Genomic DNA, 19,149 nt, shown 5'->3' on the forward strand with positions numbered 1-19,149 from the left:
ACAAGCCGTACGCTGGAGCGGTGATCGACTTTCGTGCGGCGGTGGAAGCACGCGACCCCGATGCCCTTGAGGCGGCCCTGGCCGACAACGTGGTGTTTCGCAGCCCGGTGGCGTTCAAGCCCTATCCGGGCAAGGCAATCACCGCAGCGATCCTGCGGGGTGTGCTGCGGGTCTTCGAGGACTTCCGGTATGTCCGTGAGCTGAACGGCGAGGGCGGCCGTGACCACGCGCTGGTCTTCGAGGCGCGGATAGGCGACGTGGCCGTCGAGGGTTGTGACTTCCTGCACCTGGACGAGAGCGGCTTGATCGATGACTTCACGGTCATGGTTCGTCCGCTGTCCGCCGCGCAGGCCCTGGCCGCTGCGATGGCCGCTCAATTCGAGCAGATCCAACGTGAGGCGGCCGCCGGCTAGCGGGAGTCAGGAACCCGTTGACGTCAGACCGGCCTTATCCCGGTCGCTGTCATTGGCGGTCACGCCGGCATGCTGCGAGAGCTCATCGACGGTGCCACCGGCCGTTGGGACATCGCGGCTCGGAACCGAGTCCCGTCGCCGTAATGCTACGAAGGGGCGTGTTTGACATGACCGGTCTCCTTGATCCCACGTCCCTGGAGACTCCGCGCCTGCTGTTGCGAGGCTTGCACAGCACCGATCTGGACGGCTTCGCCGCGGTGAACGCACAGCCCGAGGTGATGCGCTACATCCATGACGGCCGCACCCTGGACCGGGCGGCCACCGCAGAGCGCTTGGCCACTTATCGGCGGCACTGGGATGAGCACGGCTTCGGGTTGTACGCGGTGGAAATCAAGGAGACCGGCGAGCTGGCCGGTTTCACCGGGCTGGCCGTGCCGACCTTCCTGCCAGAGATCATGCCGGCCGTGGAGATCGGCTGGCGGCTTGGCCGCGCGCACTGGGGCCAAGGCCTGGCTACCGAGGCGGCCCAGTCCGTGGTCGCCCACGCTCGTGCCGAGCTTGGACTGCGGCGACTGGTCAGCATCCATGTTGTCGGCAACGAGGCGTCAGCGCGAGTGATGGTCAAGCTGGGCATGACGCTGGAGCGCGAGACGGTGCAGCCGGACACCGGCCGCCAGGTCCGGGTCTACGCGATGGATCTGTAAGCGGTCAACCAGCGACCGTCCCGCCTGAGAGTCGTCCTCCGCTGGTGCGCCGACCAAGCCCTTGATCCGCTCACCATGGCACGTGCGGTACCGATGGGCGGGTTTAGCGTGGGAGGAGGTGCCTATCGCTAGTCCCAATCCGCTGGCGCCTCGACGAGCTTGCATCGGAGCGCGTCGCGGATCAGCGAGGCATCCTGGCCGAACGGGCTGCTGAGATCCCAGTACTTGTGGCTGAGCGCGTCATCTGGTGCGGGGCGGCCGATCAGGTCGGCGATGTCGTCGAGCTCGAAGTAGTTTGCGGCCGCAGTGAACGCGACGATCTGCTCGGCGGTGCAGTCGTCCAGCGGCCAGGCGACACCGTTTGCCATAGCGCCGTTGTGAAACCACATCAGGTAGGACAGGTGCACGAGGCCAACAGGGCCCTCCGGCGACACTGCCCACGGTTCCATGTCGAGGGCCCGGTCGACGATCGCCCCGACACGGTCGCGGTCGAGGTATTCACCTGCGCCCCAGCGCCAGTCCAGGCTGTGAACCCAGCGGTAGTCCGCGTCGGGCGCACGCAGGACCTCCAGGCCGCGGGCGCGGGGCAGGACGTTCGTGCCGGACTCGACCAGGTGAAGATCCCGGCCGCCGCCGCGCCGCTCGACCCGGCAGTGGTCGGGGTCGCTGACCCACACCATGACGCCGGCGTGCTCGAAGACCGGTTTGATCTCGGGGTCGACTGCGAAGTAGGTGACCTCGAGATCGGCAGGATCGATGACGCGCTGCCGTTCGCGAGCCTTGTACAACCGCAGTCTGATCACGCCTCCAGTCTGCAGGCCGTCCGGCGCGCGGCGGTCCTGTGCCGTACTACGGTCGGGTGAGCGGCCTCTGGGTGCCCGATCGCGTCGTAGCTGGAGGAACTGAGACCGCGACCCGGACTAGCCGGAGGTGGTGAAGCTGATGAACGTATCGGGGGGTCGTGTCTCGGCAGTGGGGCCGTCGTAGATCTCCCATGTGGTCCCACTGACCTGGGTTGCGACCGTCGACCAGAACGCTTCGACGCCGGGGTTGTAACGCTGAAAGCCAATGCGCCACCGGCCCGGGGACAGGGAGATGACGTGAACGGCAGCGGCGCGACCGACTCCGGTGCGGCGCAGCGCACGGACAACGAAGAAGCTGGTGATGGACATACCACCCTCGGCCGGGGTCGTCAACACAAAGCCCGCTGTCTGACCGGCCGCAGTGATCAACCAGGCGCGGCTCTGCGGGTCGACGCCGGCGAGAAACCGGTCGAGCGGTCGGTCGTTGAACGTGCCATCGTCGTTGGGGAGATGACCGTAGGCCTCCGACAGGTCATGTCGATACAGCTGACCAAGATTGCTCAGCACCGCCCGGTGCGAGCGGTCGACCGGTGTCAGGCCGACAGGCGTCGATGGTGGGCGACGTGGCGTCGCGGCTTCCCAGGGCACTCAGGCAGCCTTCCATGACAATCAGTCCGTGCGACGCCGGCATCGCCTACGGCCGAGGCGAGCCCGGCCAGGGCCCGGTCGGGGCCCTGGCCGGGACTGTCGGTCAGTCGATTCGACCAGCGCGGCGGCGCCGGCTGAACAGCAAGAGAACGGTGCCGAGAAGAGCCAGCATCGCCCCGACCGTCAACGGCGCGGCGATCGTGTCACCGGTCACCGGCAGGCTCCGCGGGACGTAGCGGAATGCCAGCCCGTTGGAGGTTCCACCGTCGGTGCTCACGACGACCGTGGTGGTACCGGCCGGGCAGGGCGGCGTACGGAAGGTCAACGAGCGACCGCCCGCCGCCACGGTGACCTGGGTGGCCGGGATGGTCTTTCCGCAGATGGTGACCACGGTCGCGCCGGCACGGGCAGCACCGGGCGACGCGCGGCCGTCGTGCGGCCGCCAAGGACGCGGGCGTCTCGCCCGACGGCGCCGGATCGCACCGGCTACTCGTACGGGTCCTTGGGTGCGGTCACCTGTCGCCAGGTCTCCACCTCGATATAGGGGATCTCTTCGTCGTTGATGGGGTCACGGGTGACGCGGTCGGAGTATCGGCCGGTGACTTGGATCCAGGTGTCGTTGGCCAGACCGGTGGGCGCTTTGCCGGCCATGCCGAGCTTGACGGGTCGGCCGTCGGCGGCGCAACAAGACAAGATCATGCGGGCGAGGATGGGTTGTCCGTCGGGCCCCGGGGTGATGAAGCCGGTGAGTTGGACACGCCTGTCGCCGATCGACTGGCCCTTGTCGAACAGGGCTCGGGCGGCGTAGTCGAAGACGGTGGTGGTCGCCGGATCGCCAGCGGGCAGCGGAGGGTAGTCGTCGTTGTCCTGCTGGGCGGTGAGTGCGGTGCCTGCTTGGCCGGCGGCGTACGAGCCGAGGGCGGGTGGAGTTACGAGTAGCAGCCCAAGAGCGGGTAGGAGAAGCAGCCAGGCGACTCGTGGCTCATGGTGGGTGTGCTCGCCGTGAATCTCTTCGGCTGTTGGCCCGCTCGGGTTCTGCTCGGCGTTCTCCCGCCGAGTCCCGCCGGTGGGGTCGCTCTGGGCCTCGGGCCCGTCCGCGTCGGGACGCAGGTCGTACCAGAGGGTCATCACCGCGGCGACGATCAGCAGGAGGCTGGCGGCGATGAGGAATGGTCGCAGCCCTTCCTTGACATAGCGCAGGTAGAGGTCTGTGACGCTGGCGTGCAGAACTGCCGCCCCGAAGAAGATCATGACGCAGGCCTGGGCCATCCGGTTCACAGCAGCACCATCCCGGTGATGACGGCGACCGCGACGGCGACCGTGAAGGTGGCCGGCGCGAATCGGGCGGCGAAGCGGCGGCCGAAGATGCCGGCCTGCATGGAGATGAGCTTCAAATCGACCATCGGGCCGACCACCAGGAAGGCCAGTCGAGCGGTGAGGGAGAACTGCGACAGGGACGCGGCGACGAACGCGTCCGCCTCGGAGCAGATCGACAGCAGGACCGCGAGCGCGGCCAGGGCGAGCACGGAGAGCACCGGCTGGTCGGCGAGGGTCTGCAGCCACTGTTCGGGGACGACGACGTTGATGGTGGCCGCGGCCATCGCGCCGATGACGAGGAACCCGCCCGCGTGGGCAACGTCGTGCCGTACGGCGGACCAGAACGCTTCTCCGCGTCGCAGCCCGTCCAGGTCCGGTCGGTGCGGGAGCCGGATCCAGTCGGTGCGGCCCAGACGCAGCCAGAGCCATCCCATGATCATGGCGACGACGAGGCTGGCGACCGCGCGGGCAGGGACCATCTCAGGATTGTTGGGGAACGCCACGGCGGTCGCGGCGAGGACGATCGGGTTGATCGCCGGCGCCGCGAGCAGGAACGCCAGTGCCGCCGCCGGTGTGACACCGCGGCGGATCAGGGAACCTGCGATCGGTACGGCCCCGCACTCGCACCCGGGCAGGATCACCCCTGCCGCACTGGCGACCGGTACGGCGAGGGCCGGGTGCTTCGGCAGGGCCCGGGCCCAGAAGGACCGGGGTACGAACACCGCGATGGCGGCGGACAGCAGCACACCGAAGACGAGGAATGGCACGGCCTGCACCATCACCGACACGAACACCGTCGTCCAGGTCGCCAGTGAGGGCGCGGACAGCAGCCTTGCCAGGGGGTCGCGCAGGAAGATGAGAAGGACGAGTACGGCGGCGAGGATCTCGACCGAACCGATCCGCCCGGCGAATGGAAACGGGGACCGGTGACCGTGTTCGTGCTGGACGGCGTCGAGGCCTGGTGACGTGTCAGAGGTGTCGGACGCTGCCGGGCGGTCGGCCGCTGTCCTGGTGCTCGACGAGGTGGTGGGCTCGGATGCGGCCACGCCGCCCCCTTCTGTGCTGGGCATGTGGATATGGCGTCGGCTCGGTTGCCTGCCCCTCCTCCGAGGCTGTGCAGCAACATGTGTGCCGACCTCTGGTTCACTCACACGCCAACAGCGATGTGAGTGTATCGAGAGCGATGGGTTTTCGTCGGCAAACCGCAGGGTCAGCCGTCTGCGTCAGAACTGCCCGGAGCTGCACGAACTCGGCCTGAACCCACGTGGGCGGCGAGGTGTCGCGCGAGCCCGACGACTCGCCGGTGGTGGTCGGGGGAGTGTCGTGGGTGGAGGGAGTGGCGCGCGCGGTCGTGGCGCCAGCCGCGATGGTCATGGTGCGGCTGCCAGGACGGAGGCGACGAGCGCGGCGGAGGCGTGGCTGCTCCAGGTGCGGGCCTACTCATGTCCTCTTCTCTCCAGAGAACGGGTCCTGAGGTGACCGGAGTGTGTGAGGGAATCCTTCGTGGTGTTGGTAGTCGATGTCGATAGATGGTTGGACGTTGTAATCTCTCCGTGACATCGCCAGCGCTGCTGGACCTGCACTCCCGCACGGGTGACCGCTGTCGCTTCAGTGCCTTATTGGCAGTGGTTTCCGATACCCGCGCCGCCGTCGGTTTTGTGCTCCTGCGCAGCGGGTCGGTCTGCCTGCCCTCGCAGCAGGCCAGGGGTCGGGGGACGGTGCGGCGACTCATGCGCGACGACGCATAATGGTCTGACGGGCAGCGAGGCGAAGTGTCGGAAGCGGTAAGCCGGCGGCGCCCACTTCATGGGAGGATGGCGGCCACGGTGAACCAGACGATGCCTAATGTGACCCGGAACACCCGGCAGCGGGCAGAGGTGCTGGCGCTGCTGCGCGAGGTCGAGGGCTTTCACTCGGCGCAGCAACTGCACCAGATGCTGCTGGCACGTAAGGCCGGCGTGGGTCTGACGACCGTCTATCGGACTTTGCAGCTGCTGGTGGACGCCGGCGAGATCGACTCGACCCGGTTGCCGGGTGGCGAGCAGCTTTTCCGCCGGTGCAGTCAGAGCAAGCATCATCACCATCTGGTCTGTCGAGACTGCGGGCGTACGGTTGAGGTGGCCGGGCCGGCTGTCGAGCGGTGGGCCAACCAGGTTGCCGCACAGCACGGGTTCGTCGACGTCGGTCACACGTTGGAGATCTTCGGCACCTGTGCCGAGTGTGCGCGCTGAGCGATCAACAGATCATGTGAGCGAAGGCGACTGGAGGCTCGGAGGGCTCGGTCCTGGTCGCTCCAGGAGATCGGAGTGCCGTCCCCGAGGGCTGAGTCAGACCCGTGTCGCGGACGAACCCTAGGCCCGTGCCGGGGTGGATAGCTCGGTCCCGACCGGCGGCACGCGTGTCGAGTCGTCGGTTCTGGTGTGGGCGAGCCCCGAACTCCTTATTGAAAACGGGATCCATTAGCATATGCTGAACCCGTATCGAGGAGTCCTTTCATGGCCGTGCCCAAGCGCAAGATTTCCCGGTCCAACACCCGCCATCGTCGCGCACAGTGGAAGGCGACTGTGCCGCAGTTGACGCCCTGTCCGTGTCCGCGCAAGGAGATGGTGGTGCCGCACCGAGCCTGTGCGCACTGCGGCTTGTACAAGGGGCGTCAGGTGGTTGATCAGCCGTGACCGGCCGGCTGCCGGTGACGGTGCTGTCCGGGTTCCTCGGCGCGGGCAAGACCAGCCTGCTCAACCACGTGCTGGCCAACCGCGAGGGGTTGCGGGTGGCGGTGATCGTCAACGACATGAGCGAGATCAACATTGACGCCGCTTTGGTGCGGGACGGCGGAGCATTGTCGCGGACGGAGGAGCGGCTGGTCGAGCTGACCAACGGCTGCATCTGCTGTACGTTGCGCGACGATCTGCTCGACGAGGTGGCCCGGTTGGCCCGGCGGGGTCGCTTCGACTACCTGTTGATCGAGTCCAGCGGCATCTCCGAGCCGATGCCGGTGGCCGCGACGTTCGCCTTCGGCGTGGAGGACGGGCAGGTCCTGGATGACCTGGCTCGGCTGGACACCACCGTGACGGTGGTCGACGCGGCGGCCCTGCTGGCCCGCATCGAGGCGGGGGAAACCCTCGAGGCGCGTGGGCTGGCCGCGTACGAGGGAGACGACCGGAGCATCTCCGACCTGCTGGTCGACCAGATCGAGTTCGCCGACGTGTTGGTGGTCAACAAGACCGACCTGGTCGCCCCGGAGAACCTGGCGGTGGTCGAGGCGCTGCTGACCCGTCTGAGCCCGGCCGCTCGACAGGTCCGTGCCGTGCATGGCCGGGTGGCCCCGGCGGAAATTCTGCACACGGGCCGGTTCGACCTGGAGCGCGCGGAGACGGCGCCCGGGTGGGTAGCCGAGCTCAACGGCGGGCATGTGCCGGAGACCGAGGAGTACGGCATCTCCAGCATCGTCTTTCGCGACCACCGGCCGTTTCACCCGCAGCGGCTCTGGGACCTGCTGGCCGGCGGGCTGGACGTGTTCGGTGTGGTGCGGTCGAAGGGATTCCTGTGGCTGGCCAGCCGCCCTGACGTGCAGGCACTGTGGTCGCAGGCCGGCCCTGCGGGCCGGTGCGATCCGATCGGCGTGCCCGTCGTGGTCTCCGGAGAGTGGCCCGAGGACCCCGACGAGCGGATCGAGTTGGAGTCCCGCTGGCATCCGGTCTTCGGGGACCGGCAGCAGGAACTCGTCCTCATCGGTGTCGACCTGGACGGCCCGCGCCTGCGGGCCGCCCTGACCGCCTGCCTGCTCACCGACACCGAGATCGCCGCCGGAAAGGATGCCTGGCGGACGCTGCCCGACCCGTTCCCTCAGTGGGACCTGAGCGACCTGCGTGAACACGAGAATGTCGACCCGGTTCAGGTCTGACCATGGCAGACACCCTGAGCCCGGATGATGTCCTCGACGGCGGGGCGCTCGTCGGCGTTGGCGGGACCGCCCGCGGTCTCGGCGTCTTCAAAGATCGAGAGGGATTGAGGGCCGTCCCGCTGGAGCGCTGTTGATGCTCGCCCGGGAGCCGGTCGCCAAGGGCAACCAGCTCGGGGGCGAGTATCGACAGCCATCCCCGGTTGCGGCACCGGCCGGTCCAGTCGACGGCACCCCGTGGTCACGCGCTCTGCGGCCCCCGGCGGGCGTACTTCCGGCGGAACTTCTCGACTCGGCCCGCGGTGTCGAGCAGGCGCTGCTTGCCGGTCCAGAAGGGATGACTGGCGGAGGAGATCTGCACGTCGATGACGGGGTAGGTGTTGCCGTCAACCCACTCGATGGTCTGGTCGCTCGTGGCGGTGGAACGGGTGAGGAAGGCGAAGTCGGCACCCTTGTCGCGGTAGACGACGGGACGGTAGTCGGGGTGGATTCCGGGCTTCATGCGGGTTGTGCTCCTTCGGTCTCGTTGTCTGCCAGTTCCTCCACCCCGAGGGGAAAGCAGCCGGCGAACGGGTCGTGGTAGGTACGCCAGGTCGCCTCGCCGTCGGCGAGTTCGGCGTCGGTGAGCAGGCAGCGGGTGAGGGTGCGGTGCAGGTCGACGGGGTCGACGTCGAGGCCGATGAAGACCAGGTGCTGGTGTCGGTCGCCGTAGTAGGGGTCCCACTCCAGGGCGGCGGCGAGTCGGCGTTGGTCTTCGACGTGCTCCCAGCGGTCCTCGGGCAGGCTCACCAGCCAGTGTCCGAGCGAGCCCATGGCCAGACCACCGCCGGCGAACTCCCAGGCCACGACGGTGTCGGGCTGGCTGGCCAGCCAGAGGTGACCTCGGGAGCGGATCATCTCGGCGTTGACGTCTTCCAGGACGTCGTGCAGGCGTTGCGGGTGGAACGGGCGGCGGGCGCGGAAGACGGCGGAGACCACACCGCAGTCGGATTCCGGCTCGTGCGAACCCAGCGTGTAGCCCTGCAGACCGCGGGCGAGCAGCCCGGGGGTCTCCGGCCGGTGCCGGTGGGTGTGGCGCAGTTGGTGGGTCAGCGTACTGGCGTCGACGCGGTCACCGTCGACGTGGAAGTGCACCGCCCACGGCGCCATCCGCCGCAGCAGGACTGACAGTCGGCTGGTGTCGAAGGCACCCTCCCGGGACTGTCCCCACAGCACCAGGGTGTCGGCGTACTCGATTGGCGGACCACGACATCGGCGAGCGCGCGGTCGTCGTCCTCGGCGGCCTGGATGCCGAGTGCGGTGAGGTCGTCGGTGCTGGCGAGGCCGTCGAGCAGGTGTTCGGCGTCGAGGACGGTGACGTAGGAGTCGACGCGGATGAGCTCGGTGATCGGTTCACCGTCGACGAGGCAGTGGGCGCAGGCGGCGGCAACAGCCTCCGGTTCCACCACCTCGGGCAGCATCAGCACCAGGTCCTGGCCAGGATGGCTACGGGCGAGCCGGACGAGGGTGGGCAGCACGTCGTCGCGCAGGGTGCAGGAGACGCAACCGTGTCTCAGGACGACCCGCTCGTCCTCGACGATGCCGGTACCGGTGCGAACCACCCGACGCACGACACCGTCGCGGATCCCGTCGAGGTCGTGCCGCACCAGCAGCAGCGACTCGTCGGCGGCGAGCAGCGCACGAGCGACGGCGAAGGTCGCCGCCGGCCAGAACCCGGACAGCACGGTCAACGACGGGCGGGTGTCAGCGTCCGTTGCCACGACGTGGGTCGGGGCCTGTGGTGACGAGGGCATCGCACTCCTCTCGACGTTTAATGAAAACGATTGTCATTCTAGGCATACGGGGGTGGGCGGGCGAACGGCAGGTGTGCCCGGCCTTGGTGGAGGTCGTTGACGAGCGGCCCGGTGCAGCTCCGACCGAACAGATGATGTAGAACTGAAAACCGTTGTCGTTATCGTCAACCTCAGTGAGGAGCGTGCACTGTGTCCCGACGTTGTGACGTCACCGGCGCGAAGCCGAGCTTCGGCAACGCCGTGTCCCACTCCCACCGGCGCACCCGCCGCCGGTGGAACCCGAACCTGCAGAACCACCGCTACTGGCTGCCGTCGGAGCGGCGATGGGTCCGCCTGACCCTGACGACGAAGGCGCTGAAGACCGTGGACCGCAAGGGCATCGAGAAGGTCGTCGCCGAGCTGCGCGCCCGGGGGGTGAAGCTCTGATGGCCCGCCAGACCGATGTGCGACCGATCGTGCGGCTGCGCAGCACTGCCGGCACCGGTTACACGTACGTCACCCGCAAGAACCGCCGCAACGACCCGGACCGGATGGTCCTGCGCAAGTACGACCCGGTCGTCCGCCGGCACGTCGAGTTCCGCGAGGCCCGCTGATGGCCAAGAGGAGCCTGGTCAATCGGCAGGCGCGCCGCGAGGAACTGGTAGCCCGGCACGCCGAGAGGCGCGCGGAGCTGAAGCGGCTGGTCGCCCATCCGGACACCGATCCGGAGGTACGCGCCGACGCGGTCCGTCGGCTCAGTCGGCTGCCGCGGGATTCCAGCCCGGCGCGGTTGCGCTCGCGCGACCAGATCGATGGCCGGCCGCGCGGCGTGCTGACCCGGTTCGGATTGTCCCGGGTGCGGTTCCGCGAGCTGGCTCTGCGTGGCGAGCTGCCCGGTGTGCGCAAGGCGTCCTGGTGATGTCACCACATGTACCGCCGCGCGCTGGTACGCGCGGTGCTGAAAGGGGAGGTATGAATGCGATTCTGAGGGCTCGCGGCTTCGCGGCCCTGGTTGCCGGGGCGGTGGTGGTCGCCGGCACCGTGCTGGGGCCGACCGCTGCGTCGGCGGCCGAGAAGGTGGTGTTGTCCAAGGGGCACACCGACGCGCTCGACGTGCACTACGAGGGTGGAACGCTGTCGTTGAAGGTGAACGACGACACGGTCAGCCCTTCGGTGACGCGGGACCCGGCGGACGTGATGTTCCAGGTTCTGCCGGAGGCGGCGATGGCCGTCCCGGACGATCCTCGGTTCGCCTTCCTCGGGCCGGCGGGGAGTCAGGTCTGGCTCCTCCCGTTGACCCAGGACCCGGATCTCCTCTGGCCGGGTTGGAACACCACGACGCTCGGTTCGGGGGTGTTCGAGGGGAACAAGGTGCGGCTGAGCCTGGTAGATGTGCAGGGACCGGGCACCGTCACGCTGTTCACGCAGGACTCGTTCGGCGGTCCGATCATCAAGTTCCGCTCCGACGACGGTCTGCCGGACGCGATCGACGTGCCGGTGCACACCCACGCGCATTCGAACTGGGCGTTCGGCGCGCTGGGTAGCTACACCCTGAAGTTCCAGGCCGACGCGACGTTGACCAACGGCACGACGGTCAGCACCGGGCCGGTCGACTACTCGTTCGTCGTCGGCGAGCTGTCCGGCGGTGGGCCGCAGGTCAGCCTGTCGGTCAGCGGTATGGCCGACGAGTACCAGCCCAACGACACGGTGACGCTCAACGCGGTGCAGACGCCGCAGACCGAGCTGGACCACTACCACTGGTTCAGCAGGTGCCCCGGCGCGGACGACTGGAGCATCATCGCGGGTGAGGCGGGAGCGAGCTACTCGTTCACGGCCACTCGGGAGCTGAACGCCTGCGAGTACGTGGCCAAGCTGTACGGCGACGGTCACGAGGTGGTAGCGACCAGCGAGCCCGTGTCTCTCTGGGTGGCGTTCCCGCCGCAGGAGCCGGGCACCTCGCAGACGATCACCGCGTCGATCGACGAGACGCAGGGTTCTCTGGTGATCAGCGTCAACCCGGACGACCGTGCCGTGGTGCTGCCACCGGCACAGCTCACGGGCGGTGGTGACCGGTGGGAGAGCAACGGTGAATTGCGCCCGGTCACGGTGACCGACACCCGCGCCGCCCGACCGGGGTGGAGCGCTTCCGGGCAGATCCCGGCGGACTTCGCCGGGCCGGACGGGGCCACGTTCAGCTCCGGCTACCTCGGCTGGAGCCCTCGGGTGATCACCCAGGGCTCCGGGCAGGGTGTCGTCGCTGGCCCGGAGGTCACGCCGTACGTCGTCGGGTCCGGCGGCGGTCTCGGCAACAGTGCCGTGCTGGGAGCGGCACCGGGCGGTGCCGGGCGGGGCACCGCGCAACTGGGCGCGGGTCTGCGGCTGAGTCTGCCCACCGAGACGGCCGCGGGGACGTACTCCGCGACCCTCACCCTCACCGCGATCTGATCGCCCGAACCCGTCCGGTGGCCCGGCGCTGAACCGCGCCACCGGACGGTCGTGGGGTGGGTGGCCGTTGCCGCGAGCCGCCCACCCCGCTTCGCCCCTCGCATCCAGGAACGGAATCCATCCCCACCATGCGTCTGTTCGCCGCCATCGCCACCGGCATCGTCCTGCTCGCCGCGGCCCCGGCACCGCCCAGGCCGCCCGCGCCGTCGGCGCAGCCAGCCGTGACCTGGGGAGTGACGCCGTCGACTGCGAAGGGCCCGAACGGTCGGCCGGCCTTCACCTACAAGCTCGACCCCGGTGCCGCAGTGACCGACTACGTGGCAGTCACCAACCACTCGGCGCGCCCGCTGACCGTCAACCTGTACGCCAGCGACGCGTTCACCACCGCACAAGGCGGGTTCGACCTGCTGGCGGGCGGTCAGAAACCCACCGACGTCGGTGCCTGGGTCCGCTTCACCGGCGGTACCGTGACCGTCCCGTCCACGTCCCGCCTGGACATCCCGTTCACGCTCACCGTGCCGGGCAACGCCACGCCCGGGGACCACGCCGGGGGGATCGTCGCCTCGCTCGCCACCACGTCGGCGGACGCGCAGGGCAACCACGTCGCCGTCGACCACCGAGTCGGCGCACGGATCTACCTGCGGGTCACCGGCGAGCTGCAACCGGCGCTGACCGTCGAGAACCTTCGGGTACGGCACACCGGCTCGCTGAACCCCCTCGCCGGTGGCACGCTCACCGCTACCTACACCGTCCGTAACACCGGGAATATCCGGCTTGCCGGGCAGCCCACGCTTGCCGCGGCCGGACCGTTCGGCCTCGGCCGGCGCTCGGTCGACGCGGCGGCCCTGCCGGAGATCCTGCCCGGCGGAGAACTGACCACCACCGTCCGGATGACGGACGTGCCGCCACTGTTCCGGCTGACCACGAGCTCCGCCGTCAAACCCGCCGCCGTGGGCGACCAGGTTCTCGACCCTCAGCCGACGGCCGGCACGGCCCGGGTCTCCGTCTGGGCGGTGCCCTGGCCGCAGTTGGTTCTCCTGGCCTTGCTCGCACTCGTCGGCTGGGTGCTGATCGCCGCCCGCCGGCGGCGGACCCGACAGATCGCTCGGGCGGTGGCCGCCGCCCGGGCGGAGGGCCGTGCCGAGGCCAGCCGGGAGACGAACAACAGACAGCCGGACATCGACCGCGCGCCACGGGACGCGGGATGACATCGACCTGCCGGAACCGAGCGGTGTCAACGCCGCGTCACGTCGCCGATCTACTACACAGCCGTCTGGGGAGCAAGCAATGAGAATGAGAACCATGCGCGCCGGCGCCGCCGGCGTTGCGTTGGCCGTACTGGCATTGGCTGCCGGGGGAGGGCCGGCGGCCGCTGAACCGGCCACGGTCACCGCGGCGGGTGCGGACCTGGTCTCCGTCGCGCTCGACGGTGACACGATGTCGCTGCGGCTGCGCGACGCCACTCAGGTGTCCAGCGACGCGGCGGGACACGACCCGGCCGAGGTGGTGCTCGGCCCGGCTGGCGGGCTGGCCGGCCGAGTGCCGGCAGGGAAGAGCTTTGCGTTCCTCGGTTCGCCGGGGCACGCCGTGTGGTCACTGTCCGCCGGCGACAGCGGGTTCCCAGCGCTGGACACCACCGGGGTACGCCCCGGCGTCGTCACCGACGACACGGTGGCTCTCACCGTGCGTTCGGTCGAGGGCCCGGGAACGTTCACGGCGTACACCCTGTCGGGCCTCGGTATGGCGACCCCGCTCTTCGGCAGCGGCCCGGGCCTGGCGCGGACGGTGCAGTTGCCGGTGGCGACGCGTACCGGCGGGGTGGTCTGGGCCTTCGACGCGGCCGGTGACTACCGGCTGGCTCTGACTGGTTCGGCCACCCTGCGCTCCGGCCGGGAGGTCAGCGTGGAGACGACGTACCGGGTGCGCGTGCCGGCGATCAGCCCGGTCGAGCAGGCGCCGCTCGCGCCTCCCGCCAAGCAGGTGCCGGGGTCCGACGGGCAGTTGGCAGCGCGCGCGTTCGCGGCACCCGCGGCTGCGCCGAAACCCGCGGCAGCCCCGCTGGCGGCGGCCGCGAAGGCGGCAGCCACCGACAGCACGGGTGCCCGAAAGGTGATTGCCGACGGACACGTCGACATGGGCCCCCAACTGTCCGGAGACAAGTGGACGATCCGGATCAAGGATGACCGGACCAGTCCGCCGGTGTGGCGGGAGACCGCCGACGTGGTCCTGCAGGTCAAGGACAACGCGAAGATCACGGTGCCGGCCGGCGCCGACTTCCTCGGCAAGCAGGGTGACGCGGTGTGGCTGCTGTCGCAGTCGCAGCAGGCGGGGATCGTCTGGCCCGGATGGAACACCCAGCACGAGTCCGTCGTCTCGGGTGTCAAGGGCGACGTCACGTGGACGCTGAAGGGCGTCGACGGGCCCGGCCGGTTCGCGCTCTTCCTGACCGGCTCGTTCGGCAAGGCCGACGTGCTGTTCGACTCGGCCAAGGCGTTCCCGCAGCAACTGAGCATCCCGCTGAACACCCACGCGCACGGCAACTGGGCGTTCAGCAAACCCGGCCTGTACCGCCTCGCCGTGCAGATGAACGGCACCACCAGCGCCGGCAAGGCGGTCACCGACACCAAGACGCTCACCCTCGCCGTTGGCGACAGCACCAACCCGAACAGCGGCTTCGGTTCCGGCAGCGGCGCTGACGGTGACAGGAACGGCGGTGCGGATCAGGGCGGGGGCGGGCCCCTGCCGCGTACCGGTGCCGGTTGGGTGCTGACGGCCGCAGCGGCCGGCGTCTTCCTCGTGGCGGTCGGGGTCCTGCTGGTGGCGATGAGCCGTCGCCGCCGTGCCGGCCTTTCGACGGCAGACGCATGAACCCGCTGGTCGTGCCACGGCTTCGGCAGGCGATCCTGTCGTTGCTGATCCTGGGCCTGGTCGCCGGCTGCCGGTCGGAGGTGGCGTTGACCGCCGACGACGACCGGGTCCAGGTCATCACGACCACCGGCATCCTGCGGGATCTGGTGAGCAACGTCGGTGGTGAGCGGGTGGCGGTCACGTCCCTGGTGCCCGACAACGCCGACCCGCACAGCTACGGGCCGTCGCTGCGGGACGTTCGGGATGTGGTCTACGCCGACGTGGCGTTCAGCAACTACCTACTTCTGGAGGAGCAGGCCGTCATCAAGGCGCTGGACGCGAACCTGCGCGACGGCGTACCGAACATCTCGCTGGCCGAGGGAGCGGTGAAGTACGCCGCGGAGATCATCCCCCTGGTCGAGGACGTGTCGCTGGACACCATCTGGTTGGGCATGCGGGTACGCGGCACCGGTGCGGCGCAGGGCGCGAACCGCTCCTCCGACGTGCTGCTCAGCGCGACAGCCGCGGACGGGCCGGGCCGGATATTCGCGTACCTGACCGAGTCGTTCGGCAACCCATCGTTCTCCGTCGACTCCGGCGACGGTTTCGACGCTGCCAACGGCTACCGCGACGACACCGCCACGCTGCCACCCGACGCGCACACGCACATGAGTTGGGCGTTCACCAAGCCGGGCGTCTACCGGCTGACCATGCGGGCGCACCTGGCGGTTACCCCGGAAACCGCCCCCATCCCACTGGGGGAGCAGGTGTTCACCTTCGCCGTCGGGGTGGATCCGCACTCGGTGCCGGGGATGGCAGGCGCGGAGGTGCTGAACTCCGGGCACGCCGACGTCACTGTCGACCTCGATGAGCGGCGGCTCTACCTGTTCGCCGACCCGGAGGGCAGCGGCGAGGCCAACCAGCGGGTGTACGACCCGGCCAGCACCGTCGTCGAGGTGCCCAACAAGGCGTTGCTGGAGGTGCCCGGTGACCGCAGGTTCCGGTTCCTCGGCCGGCCCGGCACCCAGGTCCACCAGCTACCGCAGGCGGTACTCGGCAAGCACGTGCACGGCGAGATCGACCCGCATCTGTGGCAGAACGTCCGCAACGCCATCTCCTATGTGGAGCTGATCCGGGACACCCTGATCGGCGTCGACCCGCAGGGGGCGACGGACTACCGCGCAAACGCGTCGGCCTACATCCAGGAGTTGGAGATGCTCGACACCCAGGTCCGGGACATCATCGCCCGCATCCCGCCGTCGCGCCGGCATCTGGTCAGCACCCATGACGCGTTCGGTTACCTGGGTCAGGCGTACGGGATCCAGATCTCCGGTTTCGTCACTCCGAACCCCGCCACCGAACCGAGCCTCGCCGACCGCCGCCGGCTCACCGAGACGATTCGCAACCTGAAGATCCCCGCCGTCTTCCTGGAACCCAACCTGGCCGCCCGATCCACCACCCTCACCGAGGTGGCCCGGGAAGAAAGGTTGCGGATCTGCGCGCTGTACGGCGACACCTTCGATCGGAACGTCACCACCTACACGGACATGATGCGGTTCAACGCCGAGTCGCTGCACGACTGCCTGACGGACAAGTGATGGAGGAGCCAGTGACGGCAGGACGGGCGCAACGCCGCCCACCTACGACCAGTGCCATCCTGCGCTGCGCTGTGGCCACGATGGTCGTGCTGGCCACGACGCAGGCCCCCGCCCGAGCGGCGGAGCCGACACCGGGCCTCGGCCAGTCGATCGCCGCCGACCAACCCCTGACCACCGGCCGGACCGAACTCGCCACCGGTCACGTCGACATCGGTCCCCGCTACGTGGACAACCAGTGGACACTGCTGATCCACGACGGCACACAGGCGCAACCGGTGTGGCGCGACCCTGACGAGGCCCTGCTCCGGGTCTCCGACGCGGCGCTGCAGACCGTCCCCGACGACCCGGCGTACGCCTTCCTCGGCGTCGAGGCCGGCAAGAGGGTGTACGTGGTGCCGCAGACCCAGAACCAGAACGTTGTCTGGCTCGGCTGGAACACCCAGGACCCCCGGGTGATGCAGACCATCGACCGTGGCGTCACCCTGACCCTGCTCGGCGTACAGGGACCGGGCAGCCTCACCACGTACCTGCAGTCCGGCAACTTCGCCGCACCGCAGCCGCTCTGGCGCTCCGCCGATGCGACCGCGCAGCCTTTCTGGGCCGAGGTCAATACCCACACCCACGCCAACTGGGTATTCACCGCACCCGGCGTCTACCTGGTCGCGGTGCAGGCGTCGGCCGACCTGGTCAACGGCGAGACGGTGTCGGCGACCCGCACGCTGCGCTTCGCTGTCGGCGACACCACCAGCGCGGACGAGGCGTTCGCCGCCGTCGCGGACACTCCCGCAGCAGCCGGGCAGGCATCGGCCGACGAGGGCCGGAGCGCGGACGACGAGCCGACCGCCCGTCCACGAAGCTACTGCTCATCGCGTTGGCCGGCACGGCCGCCCTGCTCGCTGCCGGACTGGTCCTCCTGCTGCTACGGGGACGCGGCGCGAAGCGCCGGGCCGAACAGGAACGCGCCGCCAGACGCCCGGAGGGCCAGCGGTGAGAGCGCTCGAGATCGAAGGGTTGGACGTGGACCTCGGCGGCCGGCCCGTCCTGCGGGACATCCGGCTGCACCTGGACCGGGGGGAACTGGTCGGGTTGCTCGGGCCCAACGGCGCCGGGAAGACCACCCTGCTCCGCGCCATCCTGGCACTGACCCGCGCCCGTGGCGGCACCGTGACAGTGGAGGGCAAGCCGTCGCGGCCCGGCCGTTCCGAAATCGGTTACGTCCCGCAGCGCCACGAGTTCACCTGGGAGTTCCCGATCTCGGTCGAACATGCTGTGATGAGCGGCCGGACCGGGCGCATCGGTCTGCTCCGCCGGCCTGGCGTCACCGACTGGCGGGCCGTCGGCGACGCACTGGACCGCGTACAGCTGACCGGGTTACGGCACCGGCCGGTCGGTGAGCTGTCCGGCGGGCAACGGCAACGCGTCCTGGTCGCCCGCGCCCTCGCGCTCGCGCCACGCATCCTGCTGCTGGACGAGCCGTTCACCGGACTGGACATGCCCACGCAGGAACTGCTGGGTGACCTGTTTGTCAGCCTGGCGAGAGAGGACCGCGCGGTGTTGATGACCACCCACGATCTCGTCGCGGCGGTCGACTCCTGCACCCGCCTGGTCCTGCTCAACGGCCGGATCGTCGCCGACGGACAGCCAGCGGATCTGCAGGACGCCGAGCTGTGGACGACAACCTTCGGGGTGAGTGAAACCTCCCCGCTGCTGAAGCTCGTGAGGGCAACCTGATGTCGATCGCTGACTTCATCACCGACCTGCTCAACCCCGACCTCGCCTTTCTGCCCAAGGCGCTGGCGATCGCGGTCATGTCCAGCATCGTCTGCGGGGTCGTCGGCTGCTACGTCGTTCTGCGCGGGATGGCCTTCATCGGCGACGCCGTGGCGCACGCGGTCTTTCCGGGCATCGCGGTCGCCTTCGTCCTTCAGGGCAGCCTGGTGCTCGGTGGCGCCGTCGCCGGTGTGGCCACCGCCCTGCTGATCGCGATCTTCTCGCAGAACCGGCGGGTCAAGGAGGACTCGATCATCGGCGTCTTCCTCGTCGGTGCCTTCGCCCTCGGAATCGTGATCATTTCGCAGGCCCCCGGATACGCCGGATCGCTGCAACAGTTCCTCTTCGGCTCGATCACCGGTATCCCGGACCGGGACCTCTACGTCGTCGCTGGTGCCGGCCTGGTCATCCTCGGTCTGGTGCTCGCCCTGCACAAGGAGTTCGTGGCGGTTTGTCTGGACCGGGAGATGTCGCGCTCCATGGGGCTGTCGGTCTTCTGGCTCGACATCGTGCTCTATGTCCTGGTCACCCTGGCCGTGGTGATCTCCCTGCAGACCATCGGCAACATCCTCGTCCTGGCGTTGCTGATCACCCCGGCGGCGGCGGCCCGCCTGCTCACCGACCGCCTCGGCGTGATGATGCTGCTCGCCCCGGTGATCGGCGGCACGTCGGCACTTGTCGGGCTGTATCTGTCCTGGAGCTACGACACACCGGTCGGCGGCACCATCGTCCTGGTCGCCACCACGGTCTTCCTCACCGCCTGGCTGGTCGCGCCGCGACACGGCCTGCTGGCCAGGCGGTGGCGACGAAGTCTCGGGTCCGAACGGGGCGATGCCGCCCCACCGAGCCCTCGTCCAGCCCTATCGCAGAACAAGTAAAACGACTATCGTTTTCATTAAGCGTTGGTCCACTCGGGACCATCGCGGAGAGA

20 protein-coding genes and 2 pseudogenes are annotated in these 19,149 nt (G+C 69.2%); 15 read left to right on the plus strand and 7 right to left on the minus strand.

The genetic code is table 11. The annotated features are described in order from the left end of the window. Positions 1-20 precede the first annotated feature (20 nt). Together O7631_RS18545 and O7631_RS18550 are read left to right on the plus strand one after the other, a co-directional pair. A complete protein-coding gene (locus O7631_RS18545) occupies positions 21-413 on the plus strand; it encodes a nuclear transport factor 2 family protein (protein ID WP_278145352.1) in 393 nt (130 codons plus the stop codon). 167 nt (positions 414-580) lie between these two features. Further along, a complete protein-coding gene (locus O7631_RS18550) occupies positions 581-1,117 on the plus strand; it encodes a GNAT family N-acetyltransferase (RefSeq protein WP_278147968.1) in 537 nt (178 codons plus the stop codon). 128 nt (positions 1,118-1,245) lie between these two features. Here O7631_RS18550 and O7631_RS18555 read toward each other — a convergent pair whose 3' ends face one another. From O7631_RS18555 to O7631_RS18575, 5 genes are all read right to left on the minus strand, one after another. After that, on the minus strand, positions 1,246-1,920 hold the full coding sequence (locus tag O7631_RS18555) for a hypothetical protein (RefSeq protein ID WP_278145353.1): 675 nt from the start codon (positions 1,918-1,920) through the stop codon (positions 1,246-1,248). A gap of 117 nt (positions 1,921-2,037) precedes the next feature. Continuing rightward, positions 2,038-2,568, minus strand: coding sequence for a GNAT family N-acetyltransferase (locus O7631_RS18560; protein WP_278145354.1), 531 nt, complete (start codon positions 2,566-2,568; stop codon positions 2,038-2,040). 103 nt (positions 2,569-2,671) lie between these two features. Next, positions 2,672-2,959, minus strand: a complete 288-nt coding sequence (locus O7631_RS18565) for an LPXTG cell wall anchor domain-containing protein (protein ID WP_278145355.1) — start codon at positions 2,957-2,959, stop codon at positions 2,672-2,674. A gap of 95 nt (positions 2,960-3,054) precedes the next feature. Continuing rightward, positions 3,055-3,846, minus strand: a complete 792-nt coding sequence (locus O7631_RS18570) for a TIGR03943 family protein (protein ID WP_278145356.1) — start codon at positions 3,844-3,846, stop codon at positions 3,055-3,057. Further along, a complete protein-coding gene (locus O7631_RS18575; RefSeq protein WP_278147969.1) occupies positions 3,843-4,784 on the minus strand; it encodes a permease in 942 nt (313 codons plus the stop codon). The genes O7631_RS18570 and O7631_RS18575 overlap by 4 nt, the downstream gene beginning before the upstream one ends. Positions 4,785-5,699: 915 nt before the next feature. On the opposite strand from O7631_RS18575, the gene O7631_RS18580 reads away from it, so the two are divergent. The 3 genes from O7631_RS18580 to O7631_RS18590 all read left to right on the plus strand — a co-directional run bounded on the left by O7631_RS18580 (position 5,700) and on the right by O7631_RS18590 (position 7,789). Beyond that, positions 5,700-6,116: a transcriptional repressor gene (locus O7631_RS18580; protein WP_278145357.1), complete on the plus strand. Its 417-nt coding sequence runs from the start codon at positions 5,700-5,702 to the stop codon at positions 6,114-6,116. Between the two features lie 264 nt (positions 6,117-6,380). Then, positions 6,381-6,560, plus strand: a complete 180-nt coding sequence (gene rpmF / locus O7631_RS18585; protein WP_278145358.1) for a 50S ribosomal protein L32 — start codon at positions 6,381-6,383, stop codon at positions 6,558-6,560. Further along, positions 6,557-7,789 carry a GTP-binding protein gene (locus O7631_RS18590; RefSeq protein WP_278145359.1) on the plus strand — a complete coding sequence of 411 codons (1,233 nt, stop codon included), beginning with the start codon at positions 6,557-6,559 and terminating at the stop codon, positions 7,787-7,789. The genes rpmF and O7631_RS18590 overlap by 4 nt, the downstream gene beginning before the upstream one ends. Positions 7,790-8,027: 238 nt before the next feature. Here O7631_RS18590 and O7631_RS18595 read toward each other — a convergent pair whose 3' ends face one another. Then, complete coding sequence (locus O7631_RS18595; protein WP_278145360.1) at positions 8,028-8,288, minus strand: type B 50S ribosomal protein L31; 261 nt, start codon at positions 8,286-8,288, stop codon at positions 8,028-8,030. Continuing rightward, positions 8,285-9,579: pseudogene (locus O7631_RS18600) on the minus strand (GTP-binding protein). Before O7631_RS18600 ends, O7631_RS18595 begins: the two are co-directional and overlap by 4 nt. 189 nt (positions 9,580-9,768) lie before the next feature. Here O7631_RS18600 and rpmB point away from each other — a divergent pair. From rpmB to O7631_RS18650, 10 genes and pseudogenes are all read left to right on the plus strand, one after another. Next, the gene (gene rpmB, locus O7631_RS18605; protein ID WP_278145361.1) at positions 9,769-10,005 is read left to right on the plus strand and encodes a 50S ribosomal protein L28; all 237 of its coding nucleotides are present in this window, start codon (positions 9,769-9,771) and stop codon (positions 10,003-10,005) included. Further along, positions 10,005-10,172, plus strand: coding sequence for a 50S ribosomal protein L33 (gene rpmG, locus O7631_RS18610; RefSeq protein ID WP_089006390.1), 168 nt, complete (start codon positions 10,005-10,007; stop codon positions 10,170-10,172). The genes rpmB and rpmG overlap by 1 nt, the downstream gene beginning before the upstream one ends. Continuing rightward, entirely contained in the window at positions 10,172-10,477 is a 306-nt protein-coding gene (rpsN, locus tag O7631_RS18615; protein ID WP_278145362.1) for a 30S ribosomal protein S14, read from the plus strand. Before rpmG ends, rpsN begins: the two co-directional genes overlap by 1 nt. 53 nt (positions 10,478-10,530) lie before the next feature. Further along, the gene (locus O7631_RS18620) at positions 10,531-12,003 is read left to right on the plus strand and encodes a choice-of-anchor M domain-containing protein (protein ID WP_278145363.1); all 1,473 of its coding nucleotides are present in this window, start codon (positions 10,531-10,533) and stop codon (positions 12,001-12,003) included. Between the two features lie 128 nt (positions 12,004-12,131). After that, entirely contained in the window at positions 12,132-13,211 is a 1,080-nt protein-coding gene (locus O7631_RS18625) for a DUF916 domain-containing protein (protein WP_278145364.1), read from the plus strand. A 79-nt stretch (positions 13,212-13,290) separates the two neighbouring features. Next, positions 13,291-14,871, plus strand: a complete 1,581-nt coding sequence (locus O7631_RS18630; protein WP_278145365.1) for a TIGR03773 family transporter-associated surface protein — start codon at positions 13,291-13,293, stop codon at positions 14,869-14,871. Next, a complete protein-coding gene (locus O7631_RS18635; protein ID WP_278145366.1) occupies positions 14,868-16,448 on the plus strand; it encodes an anchored repeat ABC transporter, substrate-binding protein in 1,581 nt (526 codons plus the stop codon). The genes O7631_RS18630 and O7631_RS18635 overlap by 4 nt, the downstream gene beginning before the upstream one ends. Next, positions 16,448-17,439, plus strand: a pseudogene (locus tag O7631_RS18640) (choice-of-anchor M domain-containing protein). The gene O7631_RS18635 and the pseudogene O7631_RS18640 overlap by 1 nt, the downstream one beginning before the upstream one ends. Next, positions 17,436-18,179, plus strand: a complete 744-nt coding sequence (locus O7631_RS18645) for an anchored repeat-type ABC transporter ATP-binding subunit (protein ID WP_278145367.1) — start codon at positions 17,436-17,438, stop codon at positions 18,177-18,179. Before O7631_RS18640 ends, O7631_RS18645 begins: the two are co-directional and overlap by 4 nt. Beyond that, entirely contained in the window at positions 18,179-19,096 is a 918-nt protein-coding gene (locus O7631_RS18650; protein ID WP_278145368.1) for an anchored repeat-type ABC transporter permease subunit, read from the plus strand. The genes O7631_RS18645 and O7631_RS18650 overlap by 1 nt, the downstream gene beginning before the upstream one ends. The last annotated feature ends 53 nt before the right edge of the window (positions 19,097-19,149 follow it).

This window comes from Micromonospora sp. WMMD967 (assembly GCF_029626165.1).
In the GTDB taxonomy this organism is placed as follows: Bacteria; Actinomycetota; Actinomycetes; order Mycobacteriales; family Micromonosporaceae; genus Micromonospora; species Micromonospora taraxaci.